A 17,878-nucleotide genomic window follows, 5' to 3' on the forward strand; every position below is an offset into this window, starting at 1 on the left:
TCAACGAATGGAGCGTAAGCATGGATATCGGATTCATCGGTCTGGGTGAAATGGGCGCGGCCATGGCCGTCAACGCGCTGAAAGCGGGCCACACGGTGCGCGTCTGGAACCGCTCGCGCGACAAGACGCGTTTGCTCGCGGACCAGGGCGCATCCGTGGTCGATACCCCCGAGCAGGCATTTGCCGGCGACGCCGCCTTTTCGATGCTCGCGGACGATCAAGCGCTGCGCTCCGTGCTGATCGATGGCGGCTTGCTCAAGCACGCGCCGAAAGGCCTCGTGCACGTGAACATGGCGACCATTTCGGCGGCGCTCGCCGTCGAACTCGCGCAATTGCACGCGCAGCATGGCGTCGCTTACGTGGCCGCGCCCGTGCTTGGCCGGCCGGATGTCGCGGCGGCGGGCAAGCTCAACATTCTCGCGGCCGGCGCCGATGCCGACATCGCGCGCGTGCAACCCGTCTTCGACGCGCTCGGTCAAAAAACCTGGCGCGTGGGCCACGAACCGCAGCACGCCAACGTGCTCAAGCTGGCGGCGAATTTCATGCTGGCGTCGGCGATAGAAAGTTTCGGCGAAGCGGTCGCGCTCGTGAGCGGACACGGCATCGAGGCGCAGACGTTGCTCGACGTCATCACGAATTCGCTGTTTCCGGGGCCGGTCTATCAGGGCTACGGCAAGATGATCGCGGAGCGTCGTTACGAGCCCGCGCTCTTCAAGGCGCGGCTCGGTCTGAAGGACGTGCGCCTCGCGATAGCCGCGGGCGACGCGGTCAACGTGCCGCTGCCAGTCGCGAGCGTGGTGCGCGACAACCTCGTCGACGCGCTTGCCCACGGCGACGGCGAAAAGGACTTCGCGGTGCTCGGGCAAGTGGCGGCGCGCCGCGCGGGACGATGATCGTTGAAAAGAAACGTCTGTTCTAACGGGTTCGTGATTTGCTGGGATGGCTATGCATCGAACGTAATTAAAAATAGCTGGGAGACGTCATGCCATCGAACCGCATCGCCTTCGCCGCGCTTTGCTGGGGCGCCTTGTCGAGCGCGCCCGCTCACGCCGATGACACCCCGAGCCCGTGCGATGCGCTGAAGCGCATCGTGGCGGCGGCGCCGAATTTCTCGTCACTCTCCGCAATCGATGGACGGCCCGTCGCGTTGGCATACGGCGACGGCGCTAGCTGCGCGGCGTCGCAAAGCAACTATCGATGCACCTGGACGCCGCACGGCGGAGCAAGCGCCGATGCGCTGCAAAGCGTCGCGGCGGACATCGCTTCCTGTCTGCCAGACGCCACCCACGATCAGAATTCACCCGCGCGCCAGCACTTTTATCTTGGCGCACGCGGCGCGCGCACGGAGATCGCGGCATCGCAGGCGGGCGAGAACAAGCTGAAGCTCGAAATCTACGGCAACCGGTGAGGCTATCGTGACGAAGCGCATCCTCATAGCCGACGCCGACGACGACGCCCTGAGCGGTCTCGCCAATCTCCTGAATGGAATGGGGCATGAAGTGGCGCTCGCCGCCAATGGCGCGCAAGCCGTGCACGTGGCCGCGCAGTTTTCGCCGGATGTCGTGATTCTGGATATCGGCGCGCCGCTTTTGGATGGGCTCGTCGCCGCGCGTGATTTGCGCCGCACGCCCACAGGTCACGCGATGATGCTCGTTGCGCTCACGGGCTGGGGTCAGCCGCAACACCGCGAACTAACGATGGATGCGGGCTTCGACGTACATCTCGTAAAGCCAATTTCATCGGATCAACTGCAGTTCATTCTCTCGATGACGCAGCCGTGAAATATTCCGTGTTGATCGCATGCAACGGAGATGTTGCATCGCATCAAATTTAACGATATAGTTACTCCTGTCTCCTCCATGTCTCCACTGATATGGATTCAGCCCGCCAAACTAGGCGGGCTTTTTTTTCGTCCGCAGCAAACGATGCAGCCAATAAAAAAAGCCGATCCGCTGACAAAGCGAACCGGCTTTTCTGCTTTCCGAGGGATAACGATCAGCGCGTGAGCCCGGCTTCCTCGTCGGCACCGATGGCCAGATTCATGCATTGAATCGCCGCGCCGGATGCGCCCTTGCCAAGATTGTCGAGCCGCGCCACGGTCACGAAACGCTCTTCGTTGCCGAACACGAAAATCTCGACACGGTTCGTGTCGTTGCACGCTTGCACGTCGAAGAAACCGTTGTCGAGATTGCTTTCGGCATCGAACGGAAGCACGCGCACGAACGGCTCGTTGTTGTAGTACTCGGCGAGCATATCGCGCACGTCTTGCGGTTTCGCCTTGCGCGCGAGCTGGTCGGGCGAGAAATATGTCGTCACCGCCAGACCCTTCAGGAACGGGCCGACTATTGGCGTAAAAATCGGCGCGCCCTTCAAACCCGTGCGCACCGACATTTCCGGCAGATGCTTGTGCGCGAGGCCGAGCGCGTACGGACGCGGACTCGCCAGACGCGCGTCGCCGCCGGCTTCGTATTCGGCGATCATCTTCTTGCCGCCACCGCTGTAGCCGGTGATCGAATAGGCGTGCGCGTCGAAATCGGCGGATACGAGACCGCCCGCGACGAGCGGTTGCACCGACAGTACGAACGCCGATGCATGGCAGCCCGGTACGGCGATGCGCTTCGCAGTACGCAGACGTTCCCGCTGCGCGCGCGACAGTTCGGGCAGACCGTACGCCCAGTCGTCCTGCGTGCGAAACGCAGTGCTGGCGTCGATCATGACGGTGCGAGCGTTGTCCTTGTCGACGAGCGAAACCGATTCTCGCGAGGCGACATCCGGCAGGCACAGAAAGGTCACGTCGGATGCGTTGATGAGGCGGCGGCGTTCCTCGACGTCCTTGCGCTTCGTGTCGTCGATACGCAGCACTTCGATGTCACGGCGCCCCGACAGATATTCGAAAATCTTAAGGCCGGTGGTGCCTTCCTGTCCGTCGACAAATACTTTCGTGGTCATCTCGATCTCACTGGTTCGGCGCGACGACGCAAATGGTTGCAACGCCTACGCGCTCGCCGCAAAAACGGACATTTTAAGGCGTTTCCGAGACGCGTTGATGTCCGTCCTCCGCAACGAGCGCGTGCAGGCTGTCAAACGCGCCGCCCAAGCGGCGCGCGCGCCTTACTTGCCGGTCCAGCGAGCAGTCACGGCAGCGATTCGCGCGCCAAACACGCGGGCGCTTTCGAGATCGCCGGGCGGCGGTGCTTCGTCCGGCGATGCATCCGCCGGCGATTGCGTCAGCAACCCGGTCGAGCCGCCGACGAAGTTCAGGTCGTTGCGGGTAGCGGCCTTCGTGTTCGACGGCATCATGCCGGTGCCCGCCCAGATCATGCCGTGCTGCATGGCGAGCGTGACGAAGTAGGAAATCGTCAGAAACTTGTCGCCGTTCATGGTCGCGGAATTGGTGAAGCCCGCCGCGATCTTGTCTTTCCATTTTTGCGCGAACCAGGGTTTGGAACTGGCGTCGGCGAATTTCTTGAAGTCGGCGGACGGGCCGCCCATGTACGTCGGCGAGCCGAAGATGATGGCGTCGGCGGCATCCAGTTCGGCCCAGGCGGCGTCGTCGAGATCGCCGACTGCGATCAGTTTGGCGTTGGCGCCTGCGTCCGTGGCGCCGGCCAGCACGGCTTCGGCGGCTTTCTTCGTGTGGCCGTAGCCGCTGTGATAAACGATGATGATGTTCGACATGGTTTCCTTTAGCCGCGATGAATTCGCGGTGCGTCTCGACTGCACGCGTGTGGGTTTGCTCTTCGCGACGACGGCATGGAAGCCATCACTCGACGAAGGCGGCGGGCGAGCGGAACCAGTCTAGCAAAGACAAATTTCGTTCTGCGGACACGGATGCGGCAGGGTTACGCTTGCCGGCCCGTTCATTACCGGCCGTAAGTGAACGTCAACTGCGCCGAAGCGATGCTTACCGTGCGGATTTCGTGTTCGAACATCAGCGCGGGCGTACCTTGCCGCAGTCGCAGGTCGTCGCTGCGCAGCGCATACACCGTCACGATATAGCGGTGCGCCTTGCCAGGCGGAGGGCACGGACCGCCGTAACCGTCGGTATCCCAGTCGTTGCGGGCTTCCACCGCGCTCATTTTGCGCAGCGCGCCGGCGGCGCTCGCATTGGCCGGTATATGCGTCACACCCGCCGGAATGCCGGCAACGGCCCAATGCCACCAGCCGTGGCCGGGGGCGTCGGGATCGAATACGGTGATCGCAAAACTGCGCGTATCGGTGGGCGCGCCGCGCCATGAAAGCTGCGGTGAGCGATTGCCGCCCTTGCAGTCGGATTCATTGAAAAGAAGATCGCGCGAAACCGGCTTTCCCGGAACTAGATCGACGCTTGAAACGGTGAATGCCGGTTCAGCCACGGCGTCTTGTGGCATGAAAATAATCGCCAGTATCCACGTCGAGAGTGCGAATAACGTAAGACCGGCCGGACTCTCGGTTCGACATGCGAGGCGCATGTAGCTGACTCCTGTCAGTGCCGTTGCGCCTTATATCAGCGTTTCGATGGCTGCAACGATGTTTTTTGTCTCAGTGATGCGCTTCATGCCAAGTTGCAGTTTAACATTGCAACAAAGCATTAAAAGCTTGCACCTTGAGACTAAACCTATGGCGCAGTTCAAATGTGTCTGAAATTAAAAACGAGATGACGCCTTGACGGCGGCGACTTCGGCAGCTATCAAAGAGAAAATGAATATCCCGACAGTGATTCGCGCGGCATCAGACGAACTAATATTCTGGGGCAGTAAATGAGCCAGCGAATAAAAGTCATCATTGCAGACGATCATCCGGTCATCTTGTTCGGCGCCACTCAGGCGCTCAACAAGTTTCCGGAGGTCGACGTCATTGGTCAGGCCAAGCAATCCACCGAGCTTATTCAATTGCTGCAAAAATCGCATTGCGACGTTCTCGTAACCGATCTTGCAATGCCGGGCGGCTCTTATGGCGATGGCATGCCGCTGCTCGGCTATATCGGCAGGCAATTTCCCCGGGTAAAACTCGTTGTCCTGACCATGCTGGAAAACCCGGCCTTGCTCAAACGTCTGCGCGAAGTCGGTGTCATGTCGATCATCAACAAAGCCGACGACATGAACCATATCGGCTGGGCAATTCAGCACGTCATGCGCGGTCAGGAGTATCTCGGGCCATCGGTCAAGGCGGCGCTCGACAGCATGGGAATGAGCGGAAGCGGTCAGCAACGCAGCGTGATTCTTTCCAAGCGTGAACTCGAAGTGGTGCGGCTCTTCGTCTCGGGCATGACGATCACTGAAATAGCGGGGCAATTGCGGCGCAGTATTAAAACCATCAGCACGCAAAAGAACACCGCTATGCGCAAACTGGGTATCGAGCGAGATTCCGAATTGTTTCAGTATGCACAAAGTAATGGCTTGATGAATCTCTCGGCATATTCGGGCGACGGTTCCGTGGAAGACGTGCCCATTCCAGATTCAAATTAGGTTCGCAGTATTTAACCGCTGGACGAATTGAAAAAAGCCGCTGATGTCATGTCAGCGGCTTTTTCGTTTCGATTCTCAACCAGCGATTGCTTTAAAGACTTATTGCGGCGCAGCCGTCGCTCCGCCGTGTGCCGCCGACCATTCGGCAGGCGCGTGCAGGAATTTCTCGACCTCATCCAGCGTCTTCGATTCGAAATAGCCTTGTTCCTTGGCGACGCGCAGCACGTCCCACCACGTCGCGAGCGCGTGCAGATTCACGTCGATATCCTTCAGCACCGACACGCTCTCTTTGAAGATGTTGTAGTGAAAGAGCACGAAGCAGTCGTTCACCGTTGCGCCGGCCGTGCGCAGCGCATTGATGAAGTTGATCTTGCTGCGGCTGTCGGTGGTCAGGTCTTCCACCAGCAGCACGCGCTGGCCTTCGGTCAGAAGACCTTCGATCTGCGCGTTGCGACCAAAACCCTTGGGCTTCTTGCGAACGTATTGCATCGGCACCATCAGGCGATCCGCCAGCCACGCCGCGAAAGGAATACCCGCCGTCTCGCCGCCTGCAACCGCGTCGATCTGTTCGTAGCCGACGTCGCGCAGAATGGTCGCCTCGGCCATTTCCATCAGACCGCGACGCACGCGCGGATAGGAAATCAGCTTGCGGCAGTCGATATACACCGGGCTCGCCCAGCCGGACGTGAAGATATACGGTTTTTCCGCGTTGAAGTGCACCGCCTGTACTTCGAGCAAAATCTTGGCGGTGGTGTCGGAGATCGTCTGGCGATCGAAGCCTGTCATGGGCGAATCCTTGGACTTGGATGGTGGCGCTTGGTCGAAGCGGGAGGCGGCCGCGTGGGGCCCTGGCGCATTAACAGGCAGAACGAGCCGCTTTTGGACGGCGTTCGTGCGGTTCCTGCGCGCGTAGGCCGAAATTTTACCCGAGGTGAGACGTTCGGGCGAGCGGCGCTCGGGACAGCGCCTATTTTTTGAGCGTCTTGTAGCCGCGTGGTCGTCGCACTTAAACTCGCGCAACTTCGCCCGCCGTGCTCCCACATGACTCCCGCTTCCCCTTCCGTCGATACCCCGAATCACCGCCACGCGCTGCACGCGCTCATCGCTTCCATTCTCGGCTATGCGATGGATGGCTTCGATCTCCTGATCCTCGGCTTCATGCTGCCCGCGATCGCCGTGGATCTGCACCTCACGCCCGCGCAGGCAGGTTCGCTCGTCACGTGGACGCTGGCCGGCGCGGTCGCGGGCGGCGTGGTTTTCGGCATGCTCTCCGATTACTTCGGCCGTGTGCGCATGCTGACCTGGACCATTCTCCTGTTCGCCGTCTTCACCGGCCTGTGCGCGCTTGCAAGAGGATACGGCGACTTGCTGGTCTATCGCACCATCGCGGGCATTGGGTTGGGCGGGGAGTTCGGCATTGGCATGGCGCTCGTCGCCGAGGCATGGCCGGCTCGGCTGCGGGCGCGCGTGTCCTCGTATGTCGGGCTTGGCTGGCAACTTGGCGTGCTCGCCGCCGCGCTTCTCACGCCGCTTTTGCTGCCGATGATCGGCTGGCGCGGCATGTTCGCCGTCGGCTTGTTGCCGGCGGTCGCGTCGTTCTTCGTGCGGCGCAAGGTCGCCGAACCCGCGCTCTTCACGGAACGTCGCGCGAAGCACGCGCCGCGCAAGCTGCCGCTCGGACGTCTCTTCGACACCGCGCGCACGACGCGTGCGAGCCTTGGCGTGATCGTGCTGTGCTCGGTGCAGAATTTCGGCTATTACGGGCTGATGATCTGGCTGCCCAGTTATCTATCCAAGACCTTCGGCTATTCGCTCACGAAGTCGGGTCTCTGGACGGCCGTCACCGTGCTCGGCATGGCGCTCGGCATCTGGCTCTTCGGCGTCGCGGCCGACCGCTTCGGCCGCAAGCCCGCGTTTCTCTTCTATCAGATCGGCGCGGTGGCAGTGGTCTTCGTCTATTCGAACTTGACGAGCCCCGGCGCGTTGCTGGTAGGCGGCGCGGTCATGGGCGTGTTCGTCAACGGAATGATCGGCGGTTACGGCGCGCTCATCTCCGAAATCTATCCGACCGAGGCGCGCGCCACCGCGCAAAACGTGCTGTTCAATATCGGCCGCGCGGTCGGCGGACCGGGTCCGGTCGTGGTTGGCGCGCTTGCCGCGAAGTATTCGTTCGCGACTGCGCTCGCCTTGCTGGCATCGATCTATTTACTCGATATATTTGCCACGCTCTTTCTCATTCCCGAAAAACGCGGCGCCGAACTCGACTGATTGACCGTTCGGCCTAGGGAAAATGCTGCTGCGCGCCATCTGGAAGGCGAGGTGTACACTGGTCGTCCCAAAAATTAAAGCTCCGGCCGTCCCGTTTGATCCTTACGGGCGGCACGCCGCATCTATCCGATGCGCCGGGCGACTGAAGACATTGGTCCATCGAATCACACTCCACACTCAATGTTGAGCGGTCGTCGGCGGTGTGAACCCTGTTCAAAATATTTCTAACGTCTCAGGCTAATCATGGACGAACAACTGAAGCAAAGCGCTCTCGCGTATCACCAATACCCGCGTCCGGGCAAGATCTCCGTCACGCCGACCAAACCGCTTTCCAATCAGCTGGATTTATCGCTTGCGTATTCGCCGGGTGTAGCCGCCGCATGCATGGCGATCTTCGACGAACCGCTCGACGCGCAGAAATACACCTCGCGCGCGAATCTCGTCGGCGTGGTGACGAACGGCACGGCGGTGCTCGGCCTCGGCAACATCGGTCCGCTCGCGGCCAAGCCGGTGATGGAAGGCAAAGGGTGTCTGTTCAAGAAGTTCGCGGGCATCGACGTGTTCGACATCGAGCTCGACGAGACCGATCCCGACAAGCTCGTCGATGCAATCGCCATGCTCGAACCGACGCTCGGTGGCATCAACCTCGAAGACATCAAGGCGCCGGAATGCTTCTATATCGAGAAGAAGCTGCGCGAGCGCATGAAGATTCCCGTTTTCCATGACGATCAGCACGGCACGGCGATCATCGCGTCGGCGGCAATCCTCAACGGCCTGAAAGTGGTCGGCAAGAAGCTCGACGAAATCAAGCTCGTCTGTTCGGGCGCGGGCGCAGCCGCTATCGCGTGTCTGGACTTGCTCGTCGATCTGGGCTTGAAGAAGTCGAACACGCTCGTCGTCGATTCGAAGGGCGTGATCTACGAAGGGCGCGGCAACCTCGATGTGTCGAAGGAGCGCTATCAGGCGACCACCGACGCGCGTACGCTCGCCGATGCCATCGATCAGGCCGACGTTTTCCTCGGTTGTTCGAGCGCGGGCGTGCTCAAGCCCGAAATGGTCAAGGTGATGGCCGACAAGCCGCTGATTCTCGCGCTTGCCAATCCCGAGCCGGAAATTCGTCCGGAGGAAGCGAAGAAGGTGCGGCCGGACTGCATCATCGCGACTGGCCGTTCGGACTATCCGAATCAGGTCAACAACGTGCTGTGCTTCCCGTTCATCTTCCGTGGCGCGCTGGACGTGGGCGCCACGACCATTACCGAAGAGATGAAGCTCGCGTGCGTGCGCGCGATCGCCGAACTCGCGGAAGAAACCGACCAGGGCGATGAAGTCGCGAAAGCCTACGAAGGCCATTCGCTCGAATTCGGCCCGGAATATCTGATCCCGAAACCGTTCGATCCGCGACTCATCATCAAGATTGCGCCGGCCGTGGCGCAGGCCGCGATGGATTCGGGCGTGGCGACGCGTCCGATTCAGGACATGGACGCGTATCGCGAGACGCTCGGCGCGACGGTATATCGCACCGGCATGGTGATGCGGCCGGTGTTCGTGGCGGCGAAGGCTGCGCCCGCGCGCATCGCGTTTGCAGAAGGTGAAGACGAGCGCGTGCTGCGCGCCGCGCAGTTCGTGTTGCTGGAGAAGATCGCGAAGCCGATCATCATCGGCCGGCCGGCTGTCGTCGAAATGCGTCTGCAGAAGATGGGCTCGAAGCTCAAGCCTGGCGTCGATTTCGAGATCGTGAACCCGGAAGACGATCCGCGTTATCAAAAGAGCTGGCAGGCGTATCACGAAATCGCCGCGCGTGAAGGCGTGACGCCCGAAAGCGCGAAGGCCGCGCTGCGCAAGTTCAACACGCTGATCGGCGCGATCCTGGTTCATACCGGCGACGCCGACGGCATGATCTGCGGTCTCATCGACACGTATCAGGATCACCTCAAGTTCATCGATCAGGTGTTGGGCAAGTCCGAAGGCGCAAACAACTTCGCGGCGATGAACCTGCTGATGCTGCAAGGGCGCAATCTCTTCATCAGCGATACCTACGTCAACGAAACGCCGACGCCCGAGCAGCTTGCCGACATGACGATTCTCGCCGCGCGCGAGATCGAGCGCTTCGGCATTTCGCCGAAGGTGGCGCTGGTGTCGAACTCGAACTTCGGCAGCGTGCCGAGCGCGTCGAGCAAGCGGATGGCCGAAGCACGCAAGCTGATCGCCGAACGCGCGCCGGACCTCGAAGTCGATGGCGAAATGCACGGCGACGCCGCGTTGTCCGAAGCGGTACGCAAGGCTTCGTTCCCCGGCACGACGCTCACCGGCGAAGCGAACCTGCTCATCATGCCGAACGTGGAAGCCGCGAACATCACGTACAACCTGCTCAAGATGGTGAGCGGCGAGGGCGTGACGGTCGGACCGTTCCTGCTGGGCGCGGCAAAGCCCGTGCACATCCTGACGCCGGCCGCGACCGTGCGACGGATCATCAATATGACGGCGGTGGCTTCGGCGAACGCGAAGGTGGCGAATAACAAGTAAGGGCAAAACGGCGGCTTCTCGGAGAGGTCGCCGCTTCTCTTTGGACGCACGAAAGACAAAAGGGCGGTCCTCGCGGATCGCCCTTTTGTTTCAAACAGCGCGTAACCCAGGTCTTACGCTACCTGTCGCGCCTGACCGCCCTCGTTGTTTCTCCACCGCGTCAGCAGCGCATTCCACTTGATCCGCGCCGCCTTCACGTTGTTGTCCTTCACGTGGCCGTAACCGCGCATCGAATCCGGCAGATTCGCCAGTTCGATGGCAAGCGCCAGCTTCTGCGGCGTCAATCCGTCGATCAGCTCCTTCACCAGCGCCTCGTATTCCACGATCAGCGCGCGCTCCATCTTCCGCTCCTCGGTTCTGCCGAACGGATCGAGCGCCGTGCCGCGCAGAAACTTGAGCTTCGCGAGCCCGCGCATGGCGGACATCATCCACGGGCCATATTGCTTTTTCACCAGATGGCCGTGCTGGTCCTTCTTCGACATGCTCGGCGGCGCGAGATGGAACTTGATCTTCCAGTCGCCTTCGAAACTGTTCTTCACCTTGTCGAGGAAAGCGGGGTCCGCATAGAGACGCGCGACTTCGTACTCGTCCTTGTACGCCATCAGCTTGTGCAGATTCTTCGCGACGGTTTCGGTCAATTGATACTGGCCATCGCCGACGCCGAGTTCCGCCTCGGCGGCACGCACCGACGCGACGAGTCGGCCATAACGCGTTGCATACGCGGTGTTCTGATACTTCGCAAGATAGTCGAGGCGCTTGTCGATGAGCGCGTCGAGCGCCTTCGGCGTGTGCAGCGCAATGATCTTGCCCGCGCCTTCCGGCGCGCTGCCGCGTTGCGCTTCGGTCAGCTTGCGTAGCGAGTCGAGATCGTGCGCGGCGCGACGGCCCCATTCGAACGCGGCCAGATTCTTTTCGACTTGCACGGCGTTCAATTCGATCGCGCGCACGAGCGATTCATGCCGCAACGGCACCCAGCCTTTTTGCCATGCGTAGCCGAGCACGAACGGATTCGTGTAGATGGCGTCGCCCATCAGCGCGACGGCGAAGCGGTTGGCATCGACGAGCGCGACATGTTCGCCCGCCGCCGCACGGATGTCGGCTTCAGCGCTCGCGCCGGGAAAGCGCCAGTTCGGGTCCTTGATGAACGCAGCGGTCGGCGTCTGCGCGCTGTTCACGACCACGCGCGTGTGATCCGGCTGCATGCGCGAGCCGCATTCGTCGCTGGCGGTGACGATCGCATCGCAACCGATGACGAGATCCGCCTCGCCCATGGCAATGCGCGTTGCGTGAATATCGCCCGGACGGTTGGCGATCTGCACGTGGCTCATCACCGCGCCGCCTTTCTGCGCGAGGCCGGTGACATCGAGCACGGTCACGCCTTTCTGCTCCAGATGCGCCGCCATGCCAAGCAGCGCGCCGATGGTCACGACGCCCGTGCCGCCGACGCCCGTCACCAGCACGCCATATGGCCGGCCGATATCCGGCAGGTCAGGCGCGGGCAGGGCCAGGCATGCCGCCGGCTTCGACAGTCGTCGCCTTCGGCTTCTTCAACTGACCGCCTTCGACCGTGACGAAACTCGGGCAAAAGCCGTTCAGACACGAATAGTCCTTGTTGCAGCTCGACTGATTGATCTGCCGCTTCGTGCCGTACTCGGTATCGAGCGGTTCGACCGAAAGGCAGTTCGACTTCACCGAACAGTCGCCGCAACCTTCGCAGACCGCTTCGTTGATCACCACGCGCTTCGCCGGATCGGGAAACGCGCCGCGCTTTCTGCGGCGGCGCTTTTCGGTCGCGCAGGTTTGGTCGTAGATCAGGATGGACGTGCCGGGAATCTCGCGTAGTTGCCGCTGAATGTCGTCGAGTTCATCGCGATGATGCACGTCGATGCCCGGCGCGAGTCCCGTGCTCGGCGTGTACTTCTCGGGCTGATCCGTGACGATGACGATGCGCGCCGCGCCTTCCGCCGCGAGCTGATGCGTGATCTGCGGCACGGTCAGCACGCCGTCGACAGGTTGGCCGCCGGTCATCGCGACGGCGTCGTTATAAAGAATCTTGTAGGTGATGTTCACCTTCGCCGCTATCGCCGCGCGAATGGCGAGCAGGCCGGAGTGGAAGTAGGTGCCGTCGCCGAGATTGGCGAAGACATGCTTGTCGTTCGTGAACGGCGCCTGGCCGACCCACGCGACGCCTTCGCCGCCCATCTGACTGAACGTGCTCGTGCTGCGGTCCATCCACACCGTCATGTAGTGGCAGCCGATTCCCGCCATCGCGCGCGAGCCTTCAGGCACGTTCGTCGACGTGTTGTGCGGACAGCCCGAGCAGAACCACGGCTTGCGCTCCACTTCCACACGCGGACGCGCAAGCGCTTTCTCTTTCGCCTCGATCACGGCGATGCGCGCCGCGATGCCCGCGCGCACATCGGCGGGCAGATCGAACTTGTCGAGACGCGTCGCAATGGCCTTCGCGATGATCGCTGGCGAGAGTTCGTAGTGCGCGGGCAGCAGCCAGTTGCCCATCGGCACGGACCATTCGCCGCCTGCACCGTCTTTCTCGTCGAACTTGCCGAAGACGCGCGGACGTTGCGCATCGGGCCAGTTGTACAACTCCTCCTTGATCGCGTATTCGAGAATCTGGCGCTTTTCCTCGACCACCAGAATCTCGTCGAGACCACGCGCGAATTCGTGCGCGCCTTGCGCTTCGAGCGGCCACACGCAGCCGACCTTATAGAGACGAATGCCGATCTGTGCGCAGGTGGCGTCGTCGAGACCGAGATCGGTCAACGCCTGACGCACGTCGAGGTACGCCTTGCCCGCCGTCATGATGCCGAAGCGTGCGTTGGGCGAATCGATTTCCACGCGGTCCAGCTTGTTCGCGCGGACGTAGGCGAGCGCGGCGTACCACTTGTAGTCGAGCAGACGCGCTTCCTGCACGAGCGGCGGATCGGGCCAGCGAATGTTCAGGCCGCCGTCGGGCATGGCGAAATCGGTCGGAATCACGATCTTCGTGCGATGCGGATCGATATCCACCGACGCCGACGATTCCACCACGTCGGTCACGCATTTCATCGCGACCCAGAGGCCGGAGTAGCGGCTCATCGCCCAGCCGTGCAGGCCGAAGTCGAGATATTCCTGCACGTTCGACGGAAACAGAACCGGCAGGCCGCACGCCTTGAAAATGTGTTCGGATTGATGCGCGAGCGTCGATGACTTCGCGGCGTGGTCGTCACCAGCGAGCACGAGCACGCCGCCGTGCGTCGCCGAACCAGCCGAATTACCGTGTTTGAAGACATCGCCGGTGCGGTCGACGCCCGGACCCTTGCCGTACCACATCGAGAAGACGCCGTCGTATTTGGCGCTCGGGTACAGGTTGACCTGTTGCGAGCCCCAAACGGCGGTGGCCGCGAGGTCTTCGTTGACGCCGGGCTGAAACACGACCTGATGTCCGGCGAGATGCTTTTTCGCCTTCCAAAGCGACTGGTCGAGTCCGCCGAGCGGCGACCCGCGATAACCGGAAATGAATCCAGCGGTGTTAAGGCCAGCGGCTTTGTCGCGCTCTTGCTGCAGCATCGGCAGACGCACCAGCGCCTGGATGCCGCTCATATAGGCGCGGCCGCGTTCCAGCGTGTATTTGTCGTCTAGCGTGACGGATTTGAGTGCGGCTTCTAGCGAAGCTCTTTGTTCTGCGTCTAGCGGGGCGTTCATTCTGTGTACTCCTCCACCCGAGTTTGGGATCACCAAAGCATGTTCCGGGCCGCAGCGTCTTGTGAACGCTCAGGCCGGGACTTCCCAGTTTGCCGATGCTCACGGATTTCAGACAGTGGTACTAACCCGTTGAAAAATACGCACTTACTCGCGCTTTGCATTAAAACGTTGCCGCAAGTGGGCGATTCAGGACAGTTTTGTTACGGCGTGTAAGTTCGACCGAATCGCGGAACCCATGCGCGGATGCATGTCTAAATGAGCGCTTGTGGAGAATGCGCGCCATTCCGGAAGGAATGCGGCGGTCGTTGCAAGTGCCGTAAATCGCAGTCAGAAGGAGTCAATAAAAAATGAAGCAACGTCACATCCAGAGCTTTTTAATGGTCTCGGCGGCCTTTTTCGCTATCAACGCACCGATTGGCGGTGCGCGTGCGAATGCGCCGCAAAATGCGGCATCGCCCGTTTCGCGAGTTTCGCAAGTCCGCGTGCCGTCGGCACAAACCGGCGCCGGCATGCGCCGTGAATCCGAACGCAGCGACGACACGGCCGCATAAAGCTAATCGCTCTCTTCTTCGCTCCTCGGCGTTGTCGAACGAACCGCGGAAAAGAAGAAGGGACATGAACCTGAGTGGTCATGTCCCTTTTCTTTTGGCGCTTGCGCCGTTTTCTAGTTGGCGGTCGTGTCTTTCAGCACGCCACGGCGCATCTGATCCAGTTCGATCGATTCGAACAGCGCCTTGAAGTTGCCTTCACCGAAGCCCTGATTGCCCTTGCGCTGAATGATCTCGAAGAAAATCGGCCCGATCTGGTTCTCGGTGAAGATTTGCAGCAGGATTTCGTCGTGCACACCGTCGATCAAAATCTTGCGCTTCTTTAGTTCCGCGACCGATTCGCCGTGGTCCGGCACGCGCCGGTCCACGAGTTCATAGTAAGTGTCGATGGTATCGAGAAGCGCGATTTTCGACGCGCGAAGGCCGTCGACCGTGTTGTAGATGTCGTCCGTCCCGAGCGCGATGTGCTGAATGCCTTCGCCGCGATACGCGTCCAGATATTCCTGAATCTGGCCGGCATTTTCCGAACCTTCTTCGTTGATCGGAATTCGGATCTTGCCGCAGGGCGAGCTCATCGCCTTGGACTTGACAGCCGTCACTTTTCCTTCGATGTCGAAATAACGCGCTTCGCGGAAATTGAAAAGCCGCTCGTAAAACTCGGCCCATTCAACCATCCGGCCGCGATGCACGTTATGCGTGAGGTGATCGATATACGTGAGGCCGTTGCCAACCGGATTCGGCGAAGCGCCGGGAATCGGCTCGAAATCGACGTCGTAAATGCTGATGTCGCCGATGCTGCCCGGCTGTGCGCCGTTCTTACCGCGCCAGCGATCGACGAAGTAGATCAGCGAATCGCCGATTCCCTTGATCGCCGGAATGTTCAATTCCATCGGGCCATTCTTGTTGTCGAAGCCCCACGCGCCCAAGTCCAGCGCGCGTTTATAGGCTTGAGCGGCATCGGCGACGCGGAATGCGATGGCGCAAATCGACGGGCCGTGCAGACGCGCAAAGCGCTGCGCGAACGAATCCGGCTCTGCATTGACGATGAAATTGATTTCGCCTTGCCGGTAAAGCGTCACGTCCTTGTGACGGTGCCGCGCAATGGCGGTGAAACCCATTTGCTCGAACAGTTTGCCGAGCGCGACGGGATCGGGCGCGGTGTATTCGATGAATTCGAAGCCGTCGGTGCCAACGGGATTTTCCCAAGTCGATGCGGTCATGCGCGTGTCTCCTGATGTTCGTTTCGATATCGAGACAGTCTAGTCAAGCTGGCGAAGCAAAAGCTTGCGAAACAAATCGCGTGTTTCTAAGATTGCGCAACAACCTGCCGTCTCACGCTTCAAACGAGCCAGAACGTGCCCGAAATAGAACTCGACACCATCGACAGGAAGATTCTCGCGATCCTTCAGGAAAACGGCAGGCTTTCGAATCAGGAAATCGCGGATAGAGTCAGTTTGTCACCGAGTCCGTGCTTGCGGCGCATTCGGCGCCTGGAAGAACTTGGCGTGATTCGCGGCTACGTCGCGCTGCTCGACGCGAAAAAGCTCGGGCTTGGGCTGCTCGCCTACATCAACGTGCGACTGGAAAAACGCGGCGGCGTTCCACTCGCGGCCGGGTCGCAGAATCCGCCAACGCATGCCGATCTGTTTCGCGACGCGGTGCGCGCGTGGGACGAAGTCGTCGCGTGCGACGCGATGACTGGCGAAATGGACTTTCTGCTGCGCGTTCAGGTACGCGACATGGAGCACTTTTCGCGCTTCATGCAGGAACGACTGCTGCACCATCCTTCGGTGATCGACGTGCGTTCGAGTTTCTCGCTCGAACGAATCAAGGACACGACGGCGCTGCCGTTGCGTTGAAATGAAAAAAGGGCGGTCAGAGCCGCCCTTTCTTTGGTGAGATACGTGGACTGCGATTCAGGCCACGGTTGCCGCAGGCATGAACGCCTGAAAAACCTTCGACGCCCGATGTGCCTGCCGTTTGATCGCGTAATCGAAGACGGCGGCCTGTTCCTGAAGCATCTCGGCCATGATGCTGCCTTGATCGGCGGGCGCGAGCGAGAGATACGCGTCCGCTTCGCCATACGCGTATTCGATCTTCATCCCCGATTTCCGGGCGATGTGCATCATGGTCTTGTTGCGCGACAAACAATGCATGTAGAGCTGCGAGACTTTCGAATTGCGGCTGCGCATGGCGGCGCGCTCGAACATTTTGGTGCCGATGCCGCGGCCACGCGCGCTTTCGAGAACTGAGACGCCGAATTCGGCGGTGCGCTTTTCACCATCGACTGGAAGATAGGCCAGATGGCCGACGCCGATCAACTGCAGCGCGTTGTCGAACACGCCAAAAACGGCGTCGTTAGCAAAGTTGATGTTGCGAACGTAATTCTCGATGACGTGATCCGGCACGATTTGCCCGAAACGCAGCAGTCGGTCGTCTTCGTCGAGCGCGAGGAAGTGTGTCTGCAGCCGTTCGCGATCAGCCGACGACAACTCGCGGACCATAACCGGCAGACGCGCGGATGCAGGCAGCGGATCGCTAGCGACTATCTGCGCGGCAGTGCGGTCGATGTTCAATTCCACGATGATTCTCCTCGGTGATACGGGCATGTTGCACAGCAAAAACGATTTTAGCCCAATCGAGGAAAGCGGGTACGGGAAAACCCTTAATCAAAGCTGGAGGACACGTTCTAAATAGCTACGGAAAACGTTTGTAATCTATAGAAATCAATGTCTTATAGAATGTGTCAGCGTGCAACAGCTTCATGCTGCGACGCAATATCGCTCAGGCTTCAGTATTCAGGCCGCTTTCAATCATCGCGACGACTTGCTCGCCGAACTCACGATACCCGAGCCTGCCGCCCGGTTTGAGCCACGTGAAAGTCCAATTGATCATGCCGAAAACCATCATGGTCAGCGCGGTTTGATTTTCTCTCGTTACGCGCTTCGGGTACGCGCGCGCCAGTTGTCGCGCGAACGCAGCGACGATATCCCGCTGGCGATCCAGAACGATCTCGCGCTGCACGTCTTCCAGATATTTGACGTCGTTCAATAGCGCGACGTGCCGGCTATGAGAGGTCTCGTATTCGGCAAGGAACGCCCGCACCAGTTCAGCGAAAGCCTCGCGCTCGCCCAGTCCGCGTCGCTGGCTCGCGGCTTCCACTTCCGCGATGATCAGCATCAGCCGCTTGGTGTAGCGGTCGAGCAGATCGAAAAGAATCGCTTCCTTGCTCTCGTAATAGTGATAGAGGCGCGCTTTCGACGTGCCGCTCGCTGCGGCCAAGTCGGCCATCGACGTGCTGGGGTAACTCGTCTGCGCGAATTTCGCGGCGGCAAGCTCCAGAATCTGTTCGCGTTGCGTCTCGTGATCGGGCGCTTTGGTTCGGGCCAT

The 17,878-nt window shown here is 60.5% G+C and carries 16 protein-coding genes and 1 pseudogene; 9 read left to right on the forward strand and 8 right to left on the reverse strand.

Annotated elements, in window-relative coordinates:
- Positions 1-20 precede the first annotated feature (20 nt).
- The 3 genes from P9292_RS27520 to P9292_RS27530 all read left to right on the forward strand — a co-directional run bounded on the left by P9292_RS27520 (position 21) and on the right by P9292_RS27530 (position 1,781).
- A complete protein-coding gene (locus tag P9292_RS27520; RefSeq protein WP_309962239.1) occupies positions 21-893 on the forward strand; it encodes an NAD(P)-dependent oxidoreductase in 873 nt (290 codons plus the stop codon).
- Positions 894-982: 89 nt separating this feature from the next.
- Positions 983-1,408 carry a hypothetical protein gene (locus tag P9292_RS27525; RefSeq protein ID WP_244826465.1) on the forward strand — a complete coding sequence of 142 codons (426 nt, stop codon included), beginning with the start codon at positions 983-985 and terminating at the stop codon, positions 1,406-1,408.
- 7 nt (positions 1,409-1,415) lie between these two features.
- Positions 1,416-1,781: a response regulator gene (locus P9292_RS27530; RefSeq protein WP_309844700.1), complete on the forward strand. Its 366-nt coding sequence runs from the start codon at positions 1,416-1,418 to the stop codon at positions 1,779-1,781.
- Between the two features lie 214 nt (positions 1,782-1,995).
- Here P9292_RS27530 and argC read toward each other — a convergent pair whose 3' ends face one another.
- Complete coding sequence (gene argC, locus P9292_RS27535; protein WP_309962241.1) at positions 1,996-2,949, reverse strand: N-acetyl-gamma-glutamyl-phosphate reductase; 954 nt, start codon at positions 2,947-2,949, stop codon at positions 1,996-1,998.
- A 162-nt stretch (positions 2,950-3,111) separates the two neighbouring features.
- Positions 3,112-3,678, reverse strand: a complete 567-nt coding sequence (locus tag P9292_RS27540; RefSeq protein ID WP_309844694.1) for a flavodoxin family protein — start codon at positions 3,676-3,678, stop codon at positions 3,112-3,114.
- Between P9292_RS27540 and P9292_RS27545 the strand changes: the two genes are divergently transcribed.
- Entirely contained in the window at positions 3,677-3,802 is a 126-nt protein-coding gene (locus P9292_RS27545) for a hypothetical protein (protein ID WP_309962244.1), read from the forward strand. The two genes, P9292_RS27540 and P9292_RS27545, sit on opposite strands and share 2 nt — an antisense overlap.
- Positions 3,803-3,863: 61 nt before the next feature.
- Here the strand turns inward: P9292_RS27545 and P9292_RS27550 are convergent, their stop codons facing one another.
- Positions 3,864-4,370 (reverse strand): YbhB/YbcL family Raf kinase inhibitor-like protein, encoded by a 507-nt coding sequence (locus tag P9292_RS27550; protein ID WP_309962247.1) that lies wholly within the window; start codon positions 4,368-4,370, stop codon positions 3,864-3,866.
- Between the two features lie 369 nt (positions 4,371-4,739).
- On the opposite strand from P9292_RS27550, the gene P9292_RS27555 reads away from it, so the two are divergent.
- Positions 4,740-5,447: a response regulator gene (locus tag P9292_RS27555; RefSeq protein WP_244826460.1), complete on the forward strand. Its 708-nt coding sequence runs from the start codon at positions 4,740-4,742 to the stop codon at positions 5,445-5,447.
- A gap of 99 nt (positions 5,448-5,546) precedes the next feature.
- Here P9292_RS27555 and P9292_RS27560 read toward each other — a convergent pair whose 3' ends face one another.
- On the reverse strand, positions 5,547-6,233 hold the full coding sequence (locus P9292_RS27560; protein WP_244826459.1) for an orotate phosphoribosyltransferase: 687 nt from the start codon (positions 6,231-6,233) through the stop codon (positions 5,547-5,549).
- 255 nt (positions 6,234-6,488) lie between these two features.
- On the opposite strand from P9292_RS27560, the gene P9292_RS27565 reads away from it, so the two are divergent.
- Complete coding sequence (locus P9292_RS27565) at positions 6,489-7,715, forward strand: MFS transporter (protein ID WP_309962249.1); 1,227 nt, start codon at positions 6,489-6,491, stop codon at positions 7,713-7,715.
- 243 nt (positions 7,716-7,958) lie between these two features.
- Positions 7,959-10,238, forward strand: a complete 2,280-nt coding sequence (locus P9292_RS27570) for an NADP-dependent malic enzyme (RefSeq protein WP_244826457.1) — start codon at positions 7,959-7,961, stop codon at positions 10,236-10,238.
- Between the two features lie 113 nt (positions 10,239-10,351).
- Here the strand turns inward: P9292_RS27570 and P9292_RS27575 are convergent.
- Positions 10,352-13,940, reverse strand: a pseudogene (locus P9292_RS27575) (indolepyruvate ferredoxin oxidoreductase family protein).
- A 347-nt stretch (positions 13,941-14,287) separates the two neighbouring features.
- On the opposite strand from P9292_RS27575, the gene P9292_RS27580 reads away from it, so the two are divergent.
- On the forward strand, positions 14,288-14,491 hold the full coding sequence (locus P9292_RS27580) for a hypothetical protein (RefSeq protein WP_244826455.1): 204 nt from the start codon (positions 14,288-14,290) through the stop codon (positions 14,489-14,491).
- 113 nt (positions 14,492-14,604) lie between these two features.
- Here P9292_RS27580 and hppD read toward each other — a convergent pair whose 3' ends face one another.
- Positions 14,605-15,708, reverse strand: coding sequence for a 4-hydroxyphenylpyruvate dioxygenase (gene hppD / locus P9292_RS27585; RefSeq protein ID WP_244826454.1), 1,104 nt, complete (start codon positions 15,706-15,708; stop codon positions 14,605-14,607).
- Between the two features lie 135 nt (positions 15,709-15,843).
- Between hppD and P9292_RS27590 the strand changes: the two genes are divergently transcribed.
- Positions 15,844-16,347: an Lrp/AsnC family transcriptional regulator gene (locus P9292_RS27590; RefSeq protein WP_244826453.1), complete on the forward strand. Its 504-nt coding sequence runs from the start codon at positions 15,844-15,846 to the stop codon at positions 16,345-16,347.
- Positions 16,348-16,404: 57 nt separating this feature from the next.
- Here P9292_RS27590 and P9292_RS27595 read toward each other — a convergent pair whose 3' ends face one another.
- Positions 16,405-16,992 carry a GNAT family N-acetyltransferase gene (locus P9292_RS27595; RefSeq protein WP_309964212.1) on the reverse strand — a complete coding sequence of 196 codons (588 nt, stop codon included), beginning with the start codon at positions 16,990-16,992 and terminating at the stop codon, positions 16,405-16,407.
- Positions 16,993-17,272: 280 nt separating this feature from the next.
- The gene (locus P9292_RS27600; RefSeq protein ID WP_250509599.1) at positions 17,273-17,878 is read right to left on the reverse strand and encodes a TetR/AcrR family transcriptional regulator; all 606 of its coding nucleotides are present in this window, start codon (positions 17,876-17,878) and stop codon (positions 17,273-17,275) included.

It is taken from the genome of Caballeronia sp. LZ001 (genome assembly GCF_031450875.1).
GTDB lineage: Bacteria > Pseudomonadota > Gammaproteobacteria > Burkholderiales > Burkholderiaceae > Caballeronia.

What these genes read in the sequence shown, in the direction of transcription:
- P9292_RS27560 (WP_244826459.1), bottom strand. Translation starts at nt 6,233, where the DNA reads ATGACAGGCTTCGATCGCCAGACGATCTCCGACACCACCGCCAAGATT.
- P9292_RS27555 (WP_244826460.1), top strand. Translation starts at nt 4,740, where the DNA reads ATGAGCCAGCGAATAAAAGTCATCATTGCAGACGATCATCCGGTCATC.
- P9292_RS27525 (WP_244826465.1), top strand. Translation starts at nt 983, where the DNA reads ATGCCATCGAACCGCATCGCCTTCGCCGCGCTTTGCTGGGGCGCCTTG.
- P9292_RS27595 (WP_309964212.1), bottom strand. Translation starts at nt 16,992, where the DNA reads ATGGTCCGCGAGTTGTCGTCGGCTGATCGCGAACGGCTGCAGACACAC.
- P9292_RS27600 (WP_250509599.1), bottom strand. Translation starts at nt 17,878, where the DNA reads ATGGCCCGAACCAAAGCGCCCGATCACGAGACGCAACGCGAACAGATT.
- P9292_RS27550 (WP_309962247.1), bottom strand. Translation starts at nt 4,370, where the DNA reads ATGCCACAAGACGCCGTGGCTGAACCGGCATTCACCGTTTCAAGCGTC.
- P9292_RS27570 (WP_244826457.1), top strand. Translation starts at nt 7,959, where the DNA reads ATGGACGAACAACTGAAGCAAAGCGCTCTCGCGTATCACCAATACCCG.
- argC (WP_309962241.1), bottom strand. Translation starts at nt 2,949, where the DNA reads ATGACCACGAAAGTATTTGTCGACGGACAGGAAGGCACCACCGGCCTT.
- P9292_RS27565 (WP_309962249.1), top strand. Translation starts at nt 6,489, where the DNA reads ATGACTCCCGCTTCCCCTTCCGTCGATACCCCGAATCACCGCCACGCG.
- hppD (WP_244826454.1), bottom strand. Translation starts at nt 15,708, where the DNA reads ATGACCGCATCGACTTGGGAAAATCCCGTTGGCACCGACGGCTTCGAA.
- P9292_RS27580 (WP_244826455.1), top strand. Translation starts at nt 14,288, where the DNA reads ATGAAGCAACGTCACATCCAGAGCTTTTTAATGGTCTCGGCGGCCTTT.
- P9292_RS27520 (WP_309962239.1), top strand. Translation starts at nt 21, where the DNA reads ATGGATATCGGATTCATCGGTCTGGGTGAAATGGGCGCGGCCATGGCC.
- P9292_RS27545 (WP_309962244.1), top strand. Translation starts at nt 3,677, where the DNA reads ATGGTTTCCTTTAGCCGCGATGAATTCGCGGTGCGTCTCGACTGCACG.
- P9292_RS27540 (WP_309844694.1), bottom strand. Translation starts at nt 3,678, where the DNA reads ATGTCGAACATCATCATCGTTTATCACAGCGGCTACGGCCACACGAAG.